The following is a 15,976-nucleotide window of genomic DNA, read 5'->3' as shown; positions in this document are numbered from 1 at the left end:
ACCGGGCGAACAAACTTAACTCAACAGCTGGAACGCAATCATCCCAACGATGGCACCGACAGTGCCGAGGATGGTTTCCATCATGGTCCAGGTTTTCAGCGTTTCGGCTTCGGTCGCGCCGGTAAATTTACCGAACAACCAGAAACCGGCGTCGTTAACGTGGCTGACAACAATCGAACCACCAGCGATACAAATCGACAGCGCCGCCATTTGCGCACCGGAGTAGTTCAGTTGTTCAATAACCGGCATCACCAGTCCTACCGCCGTTAAACAGGCTACGGTGGCAGAACCCTGAATGATGCGCACTGCAGCGGCCAGCACGAAGCAGGTGATGGCTATCGGCAGGCCCATGCCAGTTAACGCTTCGCCCAGTGCCGGACCTACGCCAGAGTCAACCAGCACCTGTTTGAACACGCCGCCTGCACCAATCACCAGCAGAATGATCCCCGCCGGTTGCAGCGCGTGACCGCAAATCTCCATCACTTTGTCTTTTGGCATGCCCTGACGCATTGCCAGGCCATAAATCGCTACCAGACAAGCAACCAGAATCGCGGTAAACGGATGACCAATAAACTCGAACCATTCGTAAGCGGTAGAGCCTTCTGGCACAAAACGCGCGGCAATGGTTTTCAGCCCCACCAGCACCAGCGGCAACAGGATCAGCGACAGGCTGAATCCGAAGGACGGCATTTTGCCTTCGCCGAGATGCGGTTCGCTGATGTCATCAGGAATATGCAACTCCACGTAACGGCTGATGAAATTACCCCACAGCGGCCCGGCAATAATCATTCCCGGAATTGCCGCACACAGGCCAATCAGGATCATCCAGCCAAAATCGGCGTTCATCTGCGATGCCAGCAGCATTGGCGCTGGCCCTGGCACCAGGAACGCCGCCGCTGCCGCCACGCCTGCGAATAATGGGATTACCAGCTTCACCAGGTTCGTACCGGTGTGGCGCGCCATTGAGAAAGCAACGCTAATCAGCAGAACAATCGCCACTTCAAAGAACAGCGGTAGCGCACAGACCAGCCCCGCAAGGCCGATGGCATAATGCGCGCGGCTGTGACCGAAGGATTTGAGCATTTTGACGGCAATCTGATCGACTGCGCCGGTTTCATGTAAGATCTTGCCAAACATAGCTCCCAGGGCGACAACCACCGCCAGGAAGCCGAGGGTGCCTCCCATCCCTTTTTCCATCGTCGCTGCGATTTTATCGAGCGGCATACCGGAAAAAAGGCCAGCCCCCATGGACACCACCATTAAAGCCAGGAAAGCGTGCATACGCGCCTTCATGACTAAAAACAGCAGCAGTAAAACAGACCCTACTGCTGTTAAAACAAGCGTTAATGTAGTCACTACTTATTTGCCTTTTTTAATAACCTCAATGGTGCTTGCCACAACACCTTCCAGCGGTTGATCGATATCCACCACCAGTACATCGGTTTCGTCCGCACCCGGCTCCTGCAGCGTTTCAAACTGCGTCACCAACATTTGGGTTTTAAAGAAATGGCCTTTGCGCGCTTTCAGGCGGCTTTCAATCACATCAAAATCGCCTTTCAAATAGATGAAAGAGAGATTCGGATTACCTTCACGCAGCAAGTCGCGATAGTGTTTTTTCAATGCAGAACAGACGATCAGCGACACTTTATTAGTGCGCTGCATAGCAAACGCGGCGTCGTTCAGCGCCTGCAACCACGGTTTGCGATCGTCGTCATTCAGTGGTTCGCCAGACGCCATTTTTTCGATATTGCGCCGTGGATGGAGGAAATCGCCATCAAGAAACGCGGCATGAAGTTGATGCGCCACTTCACTGGCGACCGCAGATTTGCCGCTGCCCGATACGCCCATCAAGACGTAAATGTGGTGATCATGGTTAGTCGTGCTCAAAGTGGTGCCCCCACAATACAAGAATTAAAAATGTTACGGGTAACTGTTATCGGTAACATTGTCCAGCCGGACAATATCAGAAGCAATATCCATCCATGCCTTAAGTGTATAAGTGTGAGCTACTTCAAATTTGTGGGCTTAAATAGATCCGCCCGGTGACAAGGTGAAACCTAAATCTAACATTTTCGGTGTCACAGATTCGCCACGAATACGCGCCAGCAGGCGTTCAGCGCCAATACTGCCCATCCGCTCACGCGGCGTCAGTACGCTCGCCAACCGTGGTTCCATCACCTGACCAATGTCATGACCGTGGAAACCGGCAATCGCCATATCGTCAGGAACTTTTAACCCCAGACGCTGGCATTCAAACGCCGCGCCGACCGCCAGGTCATCATTAGTACAGAACACGCCATCCAGCTGCGGATATTCCCGCCTCGCCTGGCGAATCAGTTCAATACCGGAAGAGTAAGAAGAAGATTGCTCAACCATCACGCTATATGGCACCAGGTCTGCATCCAGCATCGCCTGTTCGTATCCCTTCTGTTTGATGATAGTACGTTCGTCGAGACGTGCGCCGAGATAAGCAATGTGGCGATGCCCGCGAGCAATAATGGCGGTGGTCATCTGGCGTGCCGCTTCAAAGTTATCAAAACCGACGGCAATATCGAGGCACGGCGACTTGCTGTCCATCAACTCCACCACCGGGATCCCCGCCACTTCAATCATCTTTAAGGTGCGTGGCGTGTGAGTACGTTCGGTGAGGATCAGTCCATCGATATTCCATGAGAGCATGGATTCGAGGCGTTCTTGCTCCATTTCCGGTTTATAACCGTAGTGCGCCAGCATGGTTTGATAACCGTGCGCGTCGGTGACGCTTTCGATTCCGCGTAATACTTCCGCGAAAACCTGGTTGGTGAGAGAAGGTAACAGGACGCCAATCGCCCGGCTGGTGGCGTTAGAGAGGATATCGGGCGCACGATTGGGAATATAACCCAGTTCATCAAGAGCGGCGGCAATCTTGCCGCGTAGAGCGACGGAAACCTGCTCCGGGTTACGCAAAAAGCGGCTGACCGTCATTTTGGTCACGCCTACACGGTCAGCCACATCCTGAAGTACGGGTCTTTTCTTTTTCATCGTCCTGAAGGTACAAAAGAGATAGATTCTCTTAGTTTAACACGGACGCATCAGAACCTTCCCGGGGAAAACAGTGCTTGTTTACAATTATTAGATATACACTAAATCAATTGCATCGCATTGTGCTAACGACGCGGCAAAACCCCGGAAGCGTGCATCAGCACGCGACCGGAGCGAGCGAGGAAGCCTGCAAAAAGGCAGGCTTCAAAGATGCCGTTGAGTTTTAAACCGGCGGCAGATCGAACAGTAACACTTCGCTGTCGCTATCCGCATGGATGGAGATTGCCTGCTCATCCCAGATTGCCAGACCATCGCTGGTCGAGGCTTTCACGCCGTTAATGGTGACATTGCCTTTCACCACCTGGATCCAGACGCGGCGTTCAGCGGCAATCTGATGCACCGACTGCTCATCTTTCAGCAACGCCCAACGATACAGTTCCATATCCTGATGCACTTTCAATGAACCATCTCGAGCATCCGGCGAGAGCACCAGCTGTTTGCCCTGTACGGCATCGAAGCGACGCTGTTCATAACGCGGCGTAATGCCATTTTCTTCAGGCATGATCCAGATCTGATACAGATGCAGACGCTCGGTGCTGCTTGGGTTGTACTCTGAGTGACGAATACCCGTACCCGCACTCATAATCTGGAACTCACCCGCCGGAACCTGCTCTTTATTGCCCATGCTGTCCTGATGCTCAACAGTACCTTCCAGCACGTAGGTCAAAATTTCCATATCTTTATGCGGGTGAGTGCCGAAGCCCTGCCCTGCTTCAATCACGTCGTCGTTAATCACGCGCAGCGCGGAGAAGCCCATAAAGTTCGGATCGTAATAGTTGGCAAAAGAGAAAGTATGCCAGGAGTCCAGCCAGCCATGATTTGCATGACCACGTTCATTTGCTTTGCGTAAGTAGATCATTTGTATTCGCCCCATGAATGATTTCGATGGGCTTAGTGTGGACCCGATCTGCCTGGGATGATAGAGGGTGAAAATTGACCCCTCTGTTCAAAAAAATTGAACTATTCGAGGGGCCATCAAACTTACTTCGCGAGAGTCACTGTGGAGGGAGAGGCTTGCTCAAATCCGCGTTCAAGGATTTCCAGATTGGTAAGAACTTCAGATTCCTTGACGTAATTTGGCGCACCGTGGGTGATGGTTTGATACAACGCATCATAAACGCGCCCGTAATCGCCCATCTCCGGCTTCATCTCTTCTCTGACCGTCACGCCCTCGTCATTGACATACTCCAGCACACCGACCGAATCATCCGCTGCGAATCCCGGTTCGCCCGGCATAATATTAGCCTTCAGGCTGGTTTCCTGCTGGTCGATACCGTATTTAATAAACGAACCTTTCTTACCGTGAACGATAAATTTCGGATAATCGATTTTCACCAGATGGCTGGTTTTGACGATGGCTTTCAGGTCGCCATAAAACAGTTGCGCTTCAAAGGTGTCGTCAGGATTGGCTTTATTACGCAGGCTGCGGATGTCATAAGCGACGTGATCCGGGCGACCGAACAGAGAAATAATCTGGTCCATCGTATGCACACCAAGGCCATAAAACGCGCCATCCTGCGGCAGCCCAGGTTTGGTTTCTGCCACCGGGCGGTAATAGTCAAAATGGCTTTCCACTTCAACAATCTCTCCCAACTTGCCACTTTCAATCGCTTTTTTCGCTGTCAGGAAGCAGGAGTCAAAGCGACGATTCTGATACGGCGTGACGGTCAGCCCTTTGCTTTTCGCCAACGCAAACAGCTCCTTCGCCTGGGCAAGCGTCGGGGTGAACGGTTTTTCGACCAGCACATTTTTCCCGGCTTCCAGCGCGCGTTTCGCGTACTCGAAATGGCTGTCCGCGTGGGTGCAGACAACAACCAGCTTAACATCGGGATCGTTTAGTACTTCGTCGAGATCGCTGGTGAAATGGATATGGGAATAAATGGGAGCCTGTTCTTCCGGCTTCGCATGGCAACGAAAAATATGCGCGACATGCCAGCTATCCTTGCGGTTAAGTACATACGGCAGATGGTAACGGGTGGTGCTTTTGCCGAAGCCAATAAAGGCGCAGTTGATGACCATGATTTCGTCCTTTTTAAGGTGGTTATTTACACCTTAGCGCAAAGCGGACGTGGTTCCTACTGGAGTGCGCATAACGAACACAAGCACTCCCGTGGATAAATTGAGAACGAAAGATCAAAAAAAAAGCCAGCACCCGGCTGGCTAAGTAATACTGGAAGCAATGTGAGCAATGTCGTGCTTTCAGGTTCTCCGCGAGGGTCTTCCTGATCGCGAGACAATAATAATCATTCTCATTCGCACTTGTCCAACACTTTTTGCAAAAAAATGCATTTGACTCGCATTTGAAAGTCAATGATGTTGAAAGGGACATTTACCCCAAAGAGGACAAAGGAATGAGTGAGATAGTAATACGCCACGCAGAAACACGGGATTACGAGGCCATCAGGCAGATTCACGCCCAGCCGGAGGTGTATTGCAACACACTACAGGTGCCTCATCCTTCCGATCATATGTGGCAGGAGCGACTCGCCGATCGTCCCGGCATCAAGCAACTCGTCGCCTGTATTGATGGAGACGTCGTGGGCCATCTCACCATTGACGTGCAACAGCGCCCACGCCGCAGTCATGTTGCCGATTTTGGTATCTGTGTCGACTCTCGTTGGAAGAACCGCGGCGTCGCCAGCGCCCTGATGCGAGAGATGATTGAAATGTGCGACAACTGGTTGCGGGTAGATCGCATTGAACTAACCGTGTTTGTCGATAACGCCCCGGCAATTAAGGTCTATAAAAAATACGGCTTTGAAATTGAAGGGACTGGTAAGAAGTACGCATTGCGTAATGGTGAATATGTCGATGCATATTATATGGCGCGGGTGAAGTAAGATAGTGCCCTTTTTCTGAGATGGAAAAAGGGTGTCATTCAAAATCGACATACCTTCCTTTAAGGTATTTATTTGCCCAATACATATATTGAGATTTAACTCATAATTACTTCCTAAAGTGTAATATTTTATTTTTTAATATATACGCCTACAATTTCCTGGAGTAAATAAATAACAATTAACAAGCATAATATTGCCATTGATAAAATAGCATGCCATAAAAGGACTTTTCAGGGATGAGTAATATTGTTTACCTGACAGTAACGGGAGAACAACAAGGAAGCATCTCCGCAGGTTGTGGGACTTCTGAGTCTACAGGTAATCGTTGGCAGAGCGGGCATGAGGATGAAACATTTACATTCTCACTCTTAAATAATATTAATAATACGGGGCTTGGTTCACAGTTCCATGGTATAACATTTTGTAAATTAATTGATAAAAGCACTCCATTATTTATTAATTCCATTAACAATAATGAACAAATATTTATAGGATTTGACTTCTATCGAATAAATAGATTTGGTAGATGGGAAAAGTATTATTATATACAACTAAGAGGCGCTTTTTTATCGGCTATTCATCACCAGATCATTGAAAACCAACTGGATACAGAAAAAATAACTATTAGTTATGAATTTATCCTCTGTCAACATCTTATCGCAAATACCGAGTTCAGCTATTTGGCACTCCCTGAAAATTATAACCGTTTGTTTTTACCAAATTCAAAAAACCAAACAAATAATCGTTTCAAAACGTTAAATAGCAAAGCTATTGGCAGGCTACTTGCTGCTGGTGGCGTATACAATGGGAACATTGAAGGATTCAGAGATACTGCGGAAAAACTGGGTGGAGATGCAATAAAAGGCTATGATCAAATACTAAATGAAAAAACAGCGGGCATAGCGATAGCAACAGCATCTATTCTTTTAACAAAGCGTTCTAATGTTGATACATATACAGAAATAAATAGTTACTTAGGCAAACTTAGAGGTCAACAAAAACTTCTTGATGGTATAGACATAATAGAAATAATATACATTAAGAGACCTTCAAAAGACTTAGCTAACTTACGAAAGGAGTTTAATAAAACTGTAAGAAAAAATTTTCTTATCAAACTTGCAAAAACCTCCGAAGCATCTGGAAGATTCAACGCCGAAGACCTTTTAAGAATGAGAAAGGGCAATGTTCCTCTAAATTATAATGTTCACCATAAACTATCTCTAGATGATGGTGGTACTAATGATTTCGAAAATTTAGTATTAATCGAAAACGAACCATATCATAAAGTTTTTACTAACATGCAATCACGAATAGCTAAGGGAATATTAGTAGGTGAAAGCAAAATCACTCCCTGGGCCATTCCATCTGGCTCAATTTATCCTCCCATGAAAAATATTATGGACCACACAAAATGATGACTAAAACCCAAATAAATAAATTAATAAAAATGATGAATGATTTAGACTATCCATTTGAAGCACCGCTCAAGGAATCATTTATTGAAAGTATAATCCAAATAGAATTTAATTCTAATTCAACTAATTGCCTGGAGAAGTTATGTAATGAAGTTAGTATTCTTTTTAAGAATCAACCTGATTATCTTACTTTTTTAAGAGCAATGGATGGATTCGAAGTTAATGGATTACGATTATTTAGCCTCTCGATTCCAGAACCTTCAGTTAAAAACCTTTTTGCCGTAAATGAATTTTATAGAAATAATGATGATTTCATAAACCCTGATCTACAAGAACGGTTAGTGATCGGGGATGATAGCATTTCAATATTTACTTATGACATTAAAAGTAACTTTTTTGAAATTAGAGATAATATTGGCACAGAAAATATATTCAGTTCGTTTAGTGATTTCTCTTCATTCTTAAACGAAATCATGGACAGTTGTTCATAATAATCAAAAGGAAACAAAAATCATTGTAAACCATGCCATCTTTTTAGAGATTACCAGCAGAAAATTCCTTGTTCGAAATTTAGCAGTGCAAGCTATGGAAAAACTTACAACGGAACTACACTCCTTAAGTGAGATGGACCGAAGACATGTAGTCTCTATTTTAGCCGAAATAGCTAATGGCTATGATGATTTTAATGACATGTTGATTTATTTAGAATTTTACCCGAATCATAAGATTCTGATATCTTAAATAAGAAAATCCCGTTCGACGTTCTGAAAAAGAAATCATAAAATATTAGCAGATACTTATTTCGTGACTATATCTTATCCGATGAACTTTTTTCAAAACCAGCATTTAATAATATCTTTGACGAAGATGAACGCGTCTTTGCTCAATGTATCACACAGGAATAATAATATAACACTCAACAATAATATTTATTATAATTATGATTACTTATCACGACGCATTCGCGAAAGCGAACCATTACCTTGATGATGCAGATCTCCCGGTCGTCATTACTCTACATGGACGCTTTAGCCAGGGCTGGTATTTCTGTTTCGAAGCACGAGAATTTCTCGAAACTGGAGATGAGGCCGCGCGCTTAGCTGGTAACGCACCTTTTATTATTGATAAAGACAGTGGTGAAATTCATTCTCTGGGAACGGCAAAGCCGCTGGAAGAATATCTACAGGATTACGAAATAAAAAAGGCTACCTTCGGCTTGCCCTGACAAAATAGCCCTCTTCCCACGAAGAGGGCCGCTAACCTTAGTACCCCGCCGTTAAATCATCCACCGAGCGCGGGTCGGATGCGCCGTACAACTCACCGTCCGGCCCAACCATAATGCTTTGTGTACTGCCCATCGCCTCTTTCAGCGCCACTTTCTGACCTTTTGCTTCCAGCAGCTTGAGCGTATCCGGGCTAAACCCTTTTTCGACACGCAGCTCGTCCGGCAACCACTGATGGTGGAAACGCGGCGCATTGGTCGCTTCGGCGACGTTCATGCCATAATCGATGCTATTCACCACCATTTGCAGCACCGTGGTGATAATCCGGCTACCGCCTGGGCTACCGGTAACCAGCCAGGTTTTACCGTCTTTCACCACAATGGTCGGCGACATCGACGACAGCGGGCGTTTGTTCGGCCCGACGGCGTTGGCATCACCGCCCACCAGCCCGTAAACGTTCGGTACGCCCGGTTTGGCGGAGAAATCATCCATCTGGTTATTAAGCAGAATACCGCTCTCGCCCGCGACAATACCCGTACCGAAGGTGGTGTTCAGCGTATAGGTCACCGCCACCGCGTTACCGTCTTTATCCACTACAGAGTAATGGGTAGTTTGATTACTCTCATAAGGCGCAAGCTTGCCAGGGCGAATCTCACTGGACGGCTTCGCTTTGTTGATATCAATTTGATCGGCAATGGATTTGGCATAGGCTTTATTGGTCAGTGCCTGCCACGGGACTTTGACAAAATCCGGGTCGCCAAGATATTCCGAGCGGTCGGCGTAGGCGTATTTCTCCGCTTCTGCCATGATTTGCATCGCATCGGCGCTGCCAAAGCCGTATTTCTTCATATCGAAGTTTTCCAGAATATTGAGGATTTGTACGATATGGATCCCGCCGGAGGATGGCGGTGGCATGGAGTAAACCTGATACCCGCGATAATCGCCGCTTATCGGAGTGCGTTCGACCGCTTTATAAGCCGCTAAATCTTCTTTAGTGATCAAGCCACCGTTTTTCTGCATCTCCTGGGCGATCTGTTCCGCAATCGTGCCTTTATAGAATTCGTCCGGGCCGTTTTCAGCAATCATCTCCAGGCTCTTTGCCAGGTTCGCCTGCACCAGCGTGTCGCCCTTTTTCAGCGGCTCGCCCTCTTTCCAGAAGATAGCTTTACTGTTTTCGTGATTCGGCAACACTTCGCTACCGTAGGTTTTGAGATCGTCAGCCAGCGCGTCGTTAACGATAAAACCATCGCGTGCCAGTTTAAACGCGGGCTGCACGACTTTGTTCAGCGGCATGGTGCCGTATTTATCCAGCGCCAGCGAGAAACCTGCTACCGTACCCGGTGTGCCGGAAGCCAGATGCGAAGTGAGTGATTTTTTGCTGTCCGGGTTGCCCTGATCATCGAGGAACATATCGCGGGTCGCTTTGGCGGGTGCCATTTCGCGGAAATCGATAGCCGTGGTATTGCCATTTTTCGAGCGGATTAACATAAAACCACCACCGCCCAGATTCCCTGCCTGCGGATGCGTTACCGCCAGCGCGTAGCCCACCGCCACGGCGGCATCAACGGCATTCCCGCCCTCCTTGAGGATATCCACCCCCACCTGAGTGGCAGTGGCGTCCACAGACGCTACTATTCCCTGTTTCGCGCGTACCGGGTGGAAGACATCTTCCTCCACACCATACGAGACGGGCGGCGCAGGAGGCGCGGCGGCGGCGCTAAAACAACTTCCTGAGAGCAGAGCAGCAATGGCCACCCGGCGTAAAAACGTCGGTTTTATCATCGTTATTCTCCAGAGATTAAGGGGCAACCCCAGCTAAGCCTGGTATATAACTCTGAATTAATCATCGTTTTGTCGGGAAGCGAGTAAACTTAAAGGATATCTTCAGAGGAGGATACGCGATGAAACGACTTCTGATTCTTACGGCACTCCTGCCGTTTGTCGGCTTTGCACAGCCCATTAATACTCTGAACAACCCTAACCAGCCGGGGTATCAGATACCCAGCCAGCAGCGGATGCAAACCCAGATGCAGACTCAGCAAATCCAGCAAAAAGGGATGCTGAATCAGCAACTGAAAACGCAAACTCAGTTGCAACAGCAGCATTTAGAAAACCAGATAAACAATAATTCTCAGCGGGTGTTGCAGTCACAGCCGGGGGAGCGAAATCCCGCCCGGCAGCAAATGCTGCCCAACACCAACGGCGGGATGTTAAACAGCAACCGTAATCCGGATAGTTCGTTGAATCAGCAGCATATGCTGCCGGAGAGGAGAAACGGCGACATGCTGAATCAGCCCAGCACGCCGCAGCCTGACATTCCGTTGAAAACTATTGGGCCGTAAAGTTCGGACCAATCACGTCAATCGCATCGGTACAGATGCAATCCACGCCCCAGCGCAGCAACTCTGCCGCGCGCTGGGGTTTATTGACGGTATAAACCAGAATCCGCAGTCCGGCGTCTTTCAACTGCATCACTCGCACTTTATCGAGTAACTTATGATTGAGATGAATAGAGACGCAGCCCAGCCGCGCGGTCAGTTCGCGCCAGTCGTCGCGCCACTCATCCAGCAACAAACCGCGCGGCAGTTCCGGTACTGCCTGTTGTGCGGCTTCTAAAGCATCAATCTCAAACGATGACAGCAGCGGCGGCGTCATACCGGCCCACAGTTGGCGTGCCGCCAGCGCCACCATTTTGCCCGTTAATGGTCCAGTGCCAGTGGTGGGTTTGATTTCGATATTCGCCATCATCCCGTGTTCACGACAGCGTTCCGCCACCTGCGAAAGCAACGGTAGCGGCTCACCTTTAAACGCTTTGCTGTACCAACTGCCCGCATCCACGCGCAGTAAATCCTGCCAGTTCAGTTCACCCGCGACGCCCCAGCCGTTGCTGGTGCGTTCGAGATTGTCGTCATGGAGCAGGAAGATCTCGCCATCTTTCGATAACTTCGCGTCAAATTCGATCATCTTATGACCGTATTTTGCCCCGACGTCGATTGCCGCCAGGGTGTTTTCCGGGGCCAGCTTACCGCCGCCACGATGAGCGACGATGCGGGGATAAGGCCAGTTACTCATACTCGTTGTCCTGTTTCACCATCAAAAAGATGCAGCTGATTTTCCGCCAGATGCAGCCACAGCGTGCTGCCTGCCGTCGGGCGCTCCTGATGCGCCAGTCGCACCACCAGCTTCTGCTCGCCCCAGCGTCCGTGCGCCAGGTTATCTGCGCCGAGGATCTCCAGCGTGTCCATCACCATCGGTACGCCGCCTTCTGCCTGCGAGCTTAGCGCAATATGTTCCGGGCGAATGCCGAGAGTCATTTTACGCCCGGCATACTGACGGTAGCCACCGTTTAGCGGCAGCTCAATACCGCCGTCCAGTTCGAAATGCGTGCCTTCGTTATTCACGCGGCCTGTCAGCAGGTTCATCGCCGGACTGCCGATAAAACTCGCTACAAACAGGCTGGCGGGCTTTTCGTAGACTTCAACTGGTGTGCCAATCTGTTCGGCAACGCCGCCGTTCATCACCATTACTCGCTGGGCGAGCGTCATCGCTTCAACCTGATCGTGAGTAACGTAGAGTGAAGTCGTTTTCAGGCGACGGTGCAACTGTTGCAGTTCAAGACGCATCTGCACGCGCAGCTTGGCATCGAGGTTAGAGAGCGGCTCATCAAACAGGAACACCGCCGGATCGCGCACAATCGCGCGGCCCATCGCCACACGCTGGCGCTGACCGCCGGAAAGCTCGCGCGGGCGACGTTTGAGCAGACCGTCCAGCTCCAGAATGCGCGCCGCTTCTTTAACGCGCTCGGCAATTTGCTGCTTGCCCATGCCGCGAATTTTCAGCCCCCACGCCATGTTTTCTTCGACACTCATATGCGGATAAAGCGCGTAGTTCTGGAACACCATCGCAATCCCGCGATCTTTTGGCTCCATTTCAGTCACGCGCTGGTCGTTGATCCAGATATCGCCTTCTGTCACCCGCTCCAGCCCGGCAACCATGCGCAGCAGCGTCGATTTCCCGCAGCCAGACGGCCCGACCATCACGATAAATTCGCCATCCGCCACATCAAGGGTCAGCGGTTTAATGACCTGGGTTTTACCATCCCAGCTTTTGGTTACTGCCTGTAATTTCAGTCCTGCCATCTTATTTCTCACTATCGACCAGGCCGCGCACGAAGGCACGCTGCATCACTAAAACAATCACCACCGGAGGGATAAGCGTTAATAACATCGCCGCCATCACTGAGTTCCATTCCGTGGTGCCTTCGCCTGTAGCGATCATCCCTTTGATCCCTGCCACGGTGGTGCCGAGATCCACATCGGTAATAATCAACAACGGCCACAAATACTGATTCCAGCCGTAGATAAAGGTGATCACAAACAGCGCCGCCAGATTAGTTTTGGAGAGCGGAAAAACGATGTCGCAAAAGAAGCGCATTGGCGATGCGCCGTCGATCCGCGCGGCTTCCACCAGCTCATCCGGCAGCGTCATAAAGAACTGGCGGAACAGGAAAGTAGCGGTCGCCGAGGCCATCAGCGGCAGCGTTAAACCGGCGTAGCTGTCGAGCATCTGCAGGTTGGCGATGACTTCCACCGTCGGGAAGATACGTACTTCAACCGGCAGCATCAGGGTGATAAAAATCATCCAGAAGAAGAGGTTACGTAGCGGAAAACGAAACCAGACAATGGCAAATGCCGAGAGCATCGAGACGGTAATTTTGCCGAGCGTAATGCTGAACGCCATCACAAAGCTGTTAAGCAACATCCGCCAGAACGGCGCGCTATTCGTGCCTACCCCGTTCACCCAGATGTTGTGGATGTTTTCCAGCAGATGTGTGCCGGGGATGAGCGTCATCGGCGCGGCATAGACGGCCTGTTTATCCAGCGTCGCCGCGACAAACGCCACGTACAGCGGGAAGAGGATCACCGCGATCCCGAGGATCAGCATGGTATGGCTGAATATCGTCAGCCACGGACGGTTCTCAATCATTGGTAACGCACCTTGCTTTCAACATAGCGGAACTGCACCACCGTCAGCACGATGACGAGGAACATCAACACCACCGACTGTGCGGCAGACGAAGCCAGATCCAGTCCGGTAAAACCTTCGCGGTAGATCTTATAAATCAGCGTCGTGGTGGCCTGAACCGGCCCGCCGGACGTGGCGGCGTCGATCACCGGGAAGGTGTCGAAGAAGGCATACACCAGGTTCACTACCAGCAGGAAGAAACTCACCGGGGCGATAAGCGGCAGCGCAATCTTAAAGAAGCGGCGAATCGGCCCTGCACCGTCGATGGCTGCGGCTTCGATCAACGAACGGGGAATGGATTGCAGCGCGGCATAGAAGAACAGGAAGTTGTAGCTGATTTGCTTCCATACTGAGGCAAACACCACCAGAAACATTGCCTGACCGCTGTTTTGCGCGTGGTTCCAGTCGTAGCCGAACTCCGCGAGAAAATGGGTGATCAGCCCGCGACCGGGGTTAAACAGGAAGATCCACAATACGGCGGCAACGGCGGGAGCCACGGCGTAAGGCAGCAACATTAAGGTTTGATAGAAACGGCTGCCGCGCACGATGTACTCCACCAGCGCCGCAAAGAACAGCGATACCAGCAAACCGCTGACGGTGACAAAGGTGCTGAATTTTATCGTCGTCCAGAAGGAGTCGAGATAGTAGCTGTCATGGAACAGCGTGACGAAGTTATCCAGGCCGACAAACTGGCTGGAGAAACCAAACGGATCGACGCTTTGTAGCGAGTACCACAACGCTTCGCCCGCAGGCCAGATAAAAAAGATAACGGTGATGATGAGCTGCGGCGCGACCAGCAGATAAGGCAGCCAGCGCGAGCGGAACACCGGACGGGATGATGACATTACGGTTAATTCCTGAACTGTGCCGGATGCGCTTCGCTTATCCGGCCTACACGCGATGCCAGGTCAGATAAGCGAAACGCATCCGACATTACACTGATTAAGACTTCGTCGATTTCTCAAAGCGGCGCAGCAACTGATTTCCACGCTCAACGGCGGTATCCAGTGCCTGCTGTGGTGTCTTCTTACCGGTCCACACGCTCTCCAGCTCTTCATCCACAATCACGCGGATCTGCGGCATGTTGCCCAGACGCAGCCCTTTGGTGAACGGCAACGGCGGCTTATTCAGCATCTGACGCGTCGCGGTATCCGCCCCTGGGTTTTTCTCATAAAAGCCCTGCTCACGGGTCAGGTCATACGCTGCTTTGGTGATTGGCAGATAACCGGTTTTCTGATGCCACTCGGCAGCGTTTTCTGGCTTCGCGAGGAAATCGAGGAACTTCGCCACACCGGTATACGTTTCTTTATCTTTACCCTGCATCACCCACAGGCTGGCTCCGCCGATAATGGCGTTTTGTGGCGCATCTTTCGCATCGGCGTCGTAAGGCATCATGCCTACGCCGTAGTTAAATTTGGCGTACTCGCGAATGTTGGCAAGAGAACCGGAAGAGGCGGTGGTCATCGCGCAATCACCGTTATAGAACTTCTCGGTGGATTCATCCTTACGACCGACGTAGCTGAAGTCGCCCTTCTTGTTCATCTCCTCGAGCATGGCGATGTGTTTCACCTGCTCCGGCTTGTTGAACTCCAGCACCGCGTCCGTGCCGTCAAAGCCGTTGTTTTTGCTGGCAAACGGCAGACCGTTCCAGGCGCTAAAGTTTTCCAGTTGGATCCAGCCCTGCCAGCCGCTGGCGTAGCCGCACTTCATACCGGAGGCTTTCAGTTTCGCGGCATAGTCCGCCAGATCCTGCCAGGTTTTCGGCGGTTGTTCCGGGTCTAATCCTGCTTTCTTGAAGGCGTCTTTGTTGTAATAGAGAACGGGGGTCGAGCTGTTGAATGGCTGGGAGAGTAAGTGGCCCGTTTTGCTGTCGGAGTAGTAACCGGAAACCGTCGGCACAAACTGCGACTCATCGAATTGAATCCCCGCCTCTTTAAACACGTCATATACCGGTTTAATGGCTTTCGATGCCATCATGGTGGCGGTGCCAACTTCATAAACCTGCAAAATAGCCGGAGCGTTGCCGGTACGAAATGCGGCAATCCCCGCGCTTAAATTCTGTTCGTAGTTGCCTTTATAGGTCGGTACAATTTTGTAATCCGGATTTTCGGCGTTAAAACGTTGGGCCAGAGAATCCACCTCTTTACCCAGTTCCCCTTCCATAGAATGCCAGAACGGAATGGTCGTCACTGCCTGTGCATTCCCCATTAACGCCAGTCCGAGCGCCAGTGCTGAAGCTGTATAATGTAACGGTTTCATCGTTTATCTCTCTTGTTGTACCGAATGCGCGAATTCACGCGTTTTATGCTCGCGGGGTAACATGACATGCTCGAATTACAGAAAAATAACTTTTTTGTTACATTTGTAAGATAGTAAGGTGTCAGAAAGATGA

Annotated in this window: 17 protein-coding genes; 6 read left to right on the top strand and 11 right to left on the bottom strand. The window is 50.0% G+C overall.

What is annotated here, in order from left to right:
• Window positions 1-15: 15 nt before the first annotated feature.
• The 5 genes from gntU to AB4H76_RS02070 form a co-directional block, all read right to left on the bottom strand.
• Entirely contained in the window at window positions 16-1,356 is a 1,341-nt protein-coding gene (gene gntU, locus AB4H76_RS02090) for a gluconate transporter (RefSeq protein ID WP_000210111.1), read from the bottom strand.
• A gap of 3 nt (window positions 1,357-1,359) precedes the next feature.
• Window positions 1,360-1,887, bottom strand: a complete 528-nt coding sequence (gene gntK / locus AB4H76_RS02085) for a gluconokinase (protein WP_000108330.1) — start codon at window positions 1,885-1,887, stop codon at window positions 1,360-1,362.
• A 138-nt stretch (window positions 1,888-2,025) separates the two neighbouring features.
• Window positions 2,026-3,021: a gluconate operon transcriptional repressor GntR gene (gene gntR, locus AB4H76_RS02080; RefSeq protein ID WP_000730249.1), complete on the bottom strand. Its 996-nt coding sequence runs from the start codon at window positions 3,019-3,021 to the stop codon at window positions 2,026-2,028.
• A 223-nt stretch (window positions 3,022-3,244) separates the two neighbouring features.
• Complete coding sequence (gene yhhW / locus AB4H76_RS02075; protein WP_000639811.1) at window positions 3,245-3,940, bottom strand: quercetin 2,3-dioxygenase; 696 nt, start codon at window positions 3,938-3,940, stop codon at window positions 3,245-3,247.
• Between the two features lie 122 nt (window positions 3,941-4,062).
• Window positions 4,063-5,100 carry an oxidoreductase gene (locus tag AB4H76_RS02070; RefSeq protein ID WP_077492435.1) on the bottom strand — a complete coding sequence of 346 codons (1,038 nt, stop codon included), beginning with the start codon at window positions 5,098-5,100 and terminating at the stop codon, window positions 4,063-4,065.
• Window positions 5,101-5,432: 332 nt separating this feature from the next.
• Between AB4H76_RS02070 and yhhY the strand changes: the two genes are divergently transcribed.
• The 5 genes from yhhY to AB4H76_RS02045 all read left to right on the top strand — a co-directional run bounded on the left by yhhY (window position 5,433) and on the right by AB4H76_RS02045 (window position 8,561).
• Window positions 5,433-5,921: an N-acetyltransferase gene (gene yhhY / locus AB4H76_RS02065; RefSeq protein ID WP_001295206.1), complete on the top strand. Its 489-nt coding sequence runs from the start codon at window positions 5,433-5,435 to the stop codon at window positions 5,919-5,921.
• Window positions 5,922-6,157: 236 nt separating this feature from the next.
• Window positions 6,158-7,336, top strand: a complete 1,179-nt coding sequence (gene tssD / locus AB4H76_RS02060) for an Hcp1 family type VI secretion system effector (RefSeq protein WP_077492437.1) — start codon at window positions 6,158-6,160, stop codon at window positions 7,334-7,336.
• A complete protein-coding gene (yrhA, locus tag AB4H76_RS02055) occupies window positions 7,333-7,827 on the top strand; it encodes a protein YrhA (protein WP_000988496.1) in 495 nt (164 codons plus the stop codon). The genes tssD and yrhA overlap by 4 nt, the downstream gene beginning before the upstream one ends.
• A 94-nt stretch (window positions 7,828-7,921) precedes the next feature.
• Window positions 7,922-8,077 carry a protein YrhD gene (gene yrhD, locus AB4H76_RS02050; RefSeq protein WP_001307436.1) on the top strand — a complete coding sequence of 52 codons (156 nt, stop codon included), beginning with the start codon at window positions 7,922-7,924 and terminating at the stop codon, window positions 8,075-8,077.
• Between the two features lie 199 nt (window positions 8,078-8,276).
• The gene (locus AB4H76_RS02045) at window positions 8,277-8,561 is read left to right on the top strand and encodes a YrhB family protein (protein ID WP_000634159.1); all 285 of its coding nucleotides are present in this window, start codon (window positions 8,277-8,279) and stop codon (window positions 8,559-8,561) included.
• A 37-nt stretch (window positions 8,562-8,598) separates the two neighbouring features.
• Here the strand turns inward: AB4H76_RS02045 and ggt are convergent, their stop codons facing one another.
• The gene (gene ggt / locus AB4H76_RS02040; RefSeq protein WP_000595071.1) at window positions 8,599-10,341 is read right to left on the bottom strand and encodes a gamma-glutamyltransferase; all 1,743 of its coding nucleotides are present in this window, start codon (window positions 10,339-10,341) and stop codon (window positions 8,599-8,601) included.
• A gap of 119 nt (window positions 10,342-10,460) precedes the next feature.
• Here ggt and AB4H76_RS02035 point away from each other — a divergent pair, with 119 nt between their 5' ends.
• A complete protein-coding gene (locus AB4H76_RS02035) occupies window positions 10,461-10,901 on the top strand; it encodes a DUF2756 family protein (RefSeq protein ID WP_000825996.1) in 441 nt (146 codons plus the stop codon).
• Here AB4H76_RS02035 and ugpQ read toward each other — a convergent pair.
• From ugpQ to ugpB, 5 genes are all read right to left on the bottom strand, one after another.
• A complete protein-coding gene (ugpQ, locus tag AB4H76_RS02030; RefSeq protein ID WP_000073599.1) occupies window positions 10,888-11,631 on the bottom strand; it encodes a glycerophosphodiester phosphodiesterase in 744 nt (247 codons plus the stop codon). The genes AB4H76_RS02035 and ugpQ overlap by 14 nt on opposite strands.
• Window positions 11,628-12,698, bottom strand: a complete 1,071-nt coding sequence (gene ugpC, locus AB4H76_RS02025; protein WP_000907792.1) for a sn-glycerol 3-phosphate ABC transporter ATP binding protein UgpC — start codon at window positions 12,696-12,698, stop codon at window positions 11,628-11,630. The genes ugpQ and ugpC overlap by 4 nt, the downstream gene beginning before the upstream one ends.
• Before the next feature lies 1 nt (window position 12,699).
• A complete protein-coding gene (ugpE, locus tag AB4H76_RS02020; RefSeq protein ID WP_000572176.1) occupies window positions 12,700-13,545 on the bottom strand; it encodes a sn-glycerol-3-phosphate ABC transporter permease UgpE in 846 nt (281 codons plus the stop codon).
• Window positions 13,542-14,429, bottom strand: a complete 888-nt coding sequence (gene ugpA, locus AB4H76_RS02015; protein ID WP_000099289.1) for a sn-glycerol-3-phosphate ABC transporter permease UgpA — start codon at window positions 14,427-14,429, stop codon at window positions 13,542-13,544. Before ugpA ends, ugpE begins: the two co-directional genes overlap by 4 nt.
• Before the next feature lie 97 nt (window positions 14,430-14,526).
• A complete protein-coding gene (gene ugpB / locus AB4H76_RS02010; protein ID WP_000803190.1) occupies window positions 14,527-15,843 on the bottom strand; it encodes a sn-glycerol-3-phosphate ABC transporter substrate-binding protein UgpB in 1,317 nt (438 codons plus the stop codon).
• Window positions 15,844-15,976: the final 133 nt, after the last annotated feature.

The organism is Escherichia sp. UTM R2 (assembly GCF_048593455.1).
Taxonomy (GTDB): domain Bacteria; phylum Pseudomonadota; class Gammaproteobacteria; order Enterobacterales; family Enterobacteriaceae; genus Escherichia; species Escherichia coli.
This window is presented reverse-complemented; position numbering and strand designations above follow the sequence as displayed.

Bases quoted from the DNA above. Each gene is read 5' to 3' on its own strand.
- gntR (WP_000730249.1), bottom strand. From the start codon at position 3,021: ATGAAAAAGAAAAGACCCGTACTTCAGGATGTGGCTGACCGTGTAGGC.
- ugpC (WP_000907792.1), bottom strand. From the start codon at position 12,698: ATGGCAGGACTGAAATTACAGGCAGTAACCAAAAGCTGGGATGGTAAA.
- tssD (WP_077492437.1), top strand. From the start codon at position 6,158: ATGAGTAATATTGTTTACCTGACAGTAACGGGAGAACAACAAGGAAGC.
- AB4H76_RS02035 (WP_000825996.1), top strand. From the start codon at position 10,461: ATGAAACGACTTCTGATTCTTACGGCACTCCTGCCGTTTGTCGGCTTT.
- yhhY (WP_001295206.1), top strand. From the start codon at position 5,433: ATGAGTGAGATAGTAATACGCCACGCAGAAACACGGGATTACGAGGCC.
- ugpQ (WP_000073599.1), bottom strand. From the start codon at position 11,631: ATGAGTAACTGGCCTTATCCCCGCATCGTCGCTCATCGTGGCGGCGGT.
- yrhD (WP_001307436.1), top strand. From the start codon at position 7,922: ATGGAAAAACTTACAACGGAACTACACTCCTTAAGTGAGATGGACCGA.
- ggt (WP_000595071.1), bottom strand. From the start codon at position 10,341: ATGATAAAACCGACGTTTTTACGCCGGGTGGCCATTGCTGCTCTGCTC.
- ugpB (WP_000803190.1), bottom strand. From the start codon at position 15,843: ATGAAACCGTTACATTATACAGCTTCAGCACTGGCGCTCGGACTGGCG.
- yrhA (WP_000988496.1), top strand. From the start codon at position 7,333: ATGATGACTAAAACCCAAATAAATAAATTAATAAAAATGATGAATGAT.
- AB4H76_RS02070 (WP_077492435.1), bottom strand. From the start codon at position 5,100: ATGGTCATCAACTGCGCCTTTATTGGCTTCGGCAAAAGCACCACCCGT.
- ugpE (WP_000572176.1), bottom strand. From the start codon at position 13,545: ATGATTGAGAACCGTCCGTGGCTGACGATATTCAGCCATACCATGCTG.
- ugpA (WP_000099289.1), bottom strand. From the start codon at position 14,429: ATGTCATCATCCCGTCCGGTGTTCCGCTCGCGCTGGCTGCCTTATCTG.
- yhhW (WP_000639811.1), bottom strand. From the start codon at position 3,940: ATGATCTACTTACGCAAAGCAAATGAACGTGGTCATGCAAATCATGGC.
- AB4H76_RS02045 (WP_000634159.1), top strand. From the start codon at position 8,277: ATGATTACTTATCACGACGCATTCGCGAAAGCGAACCATTACCTTGAT.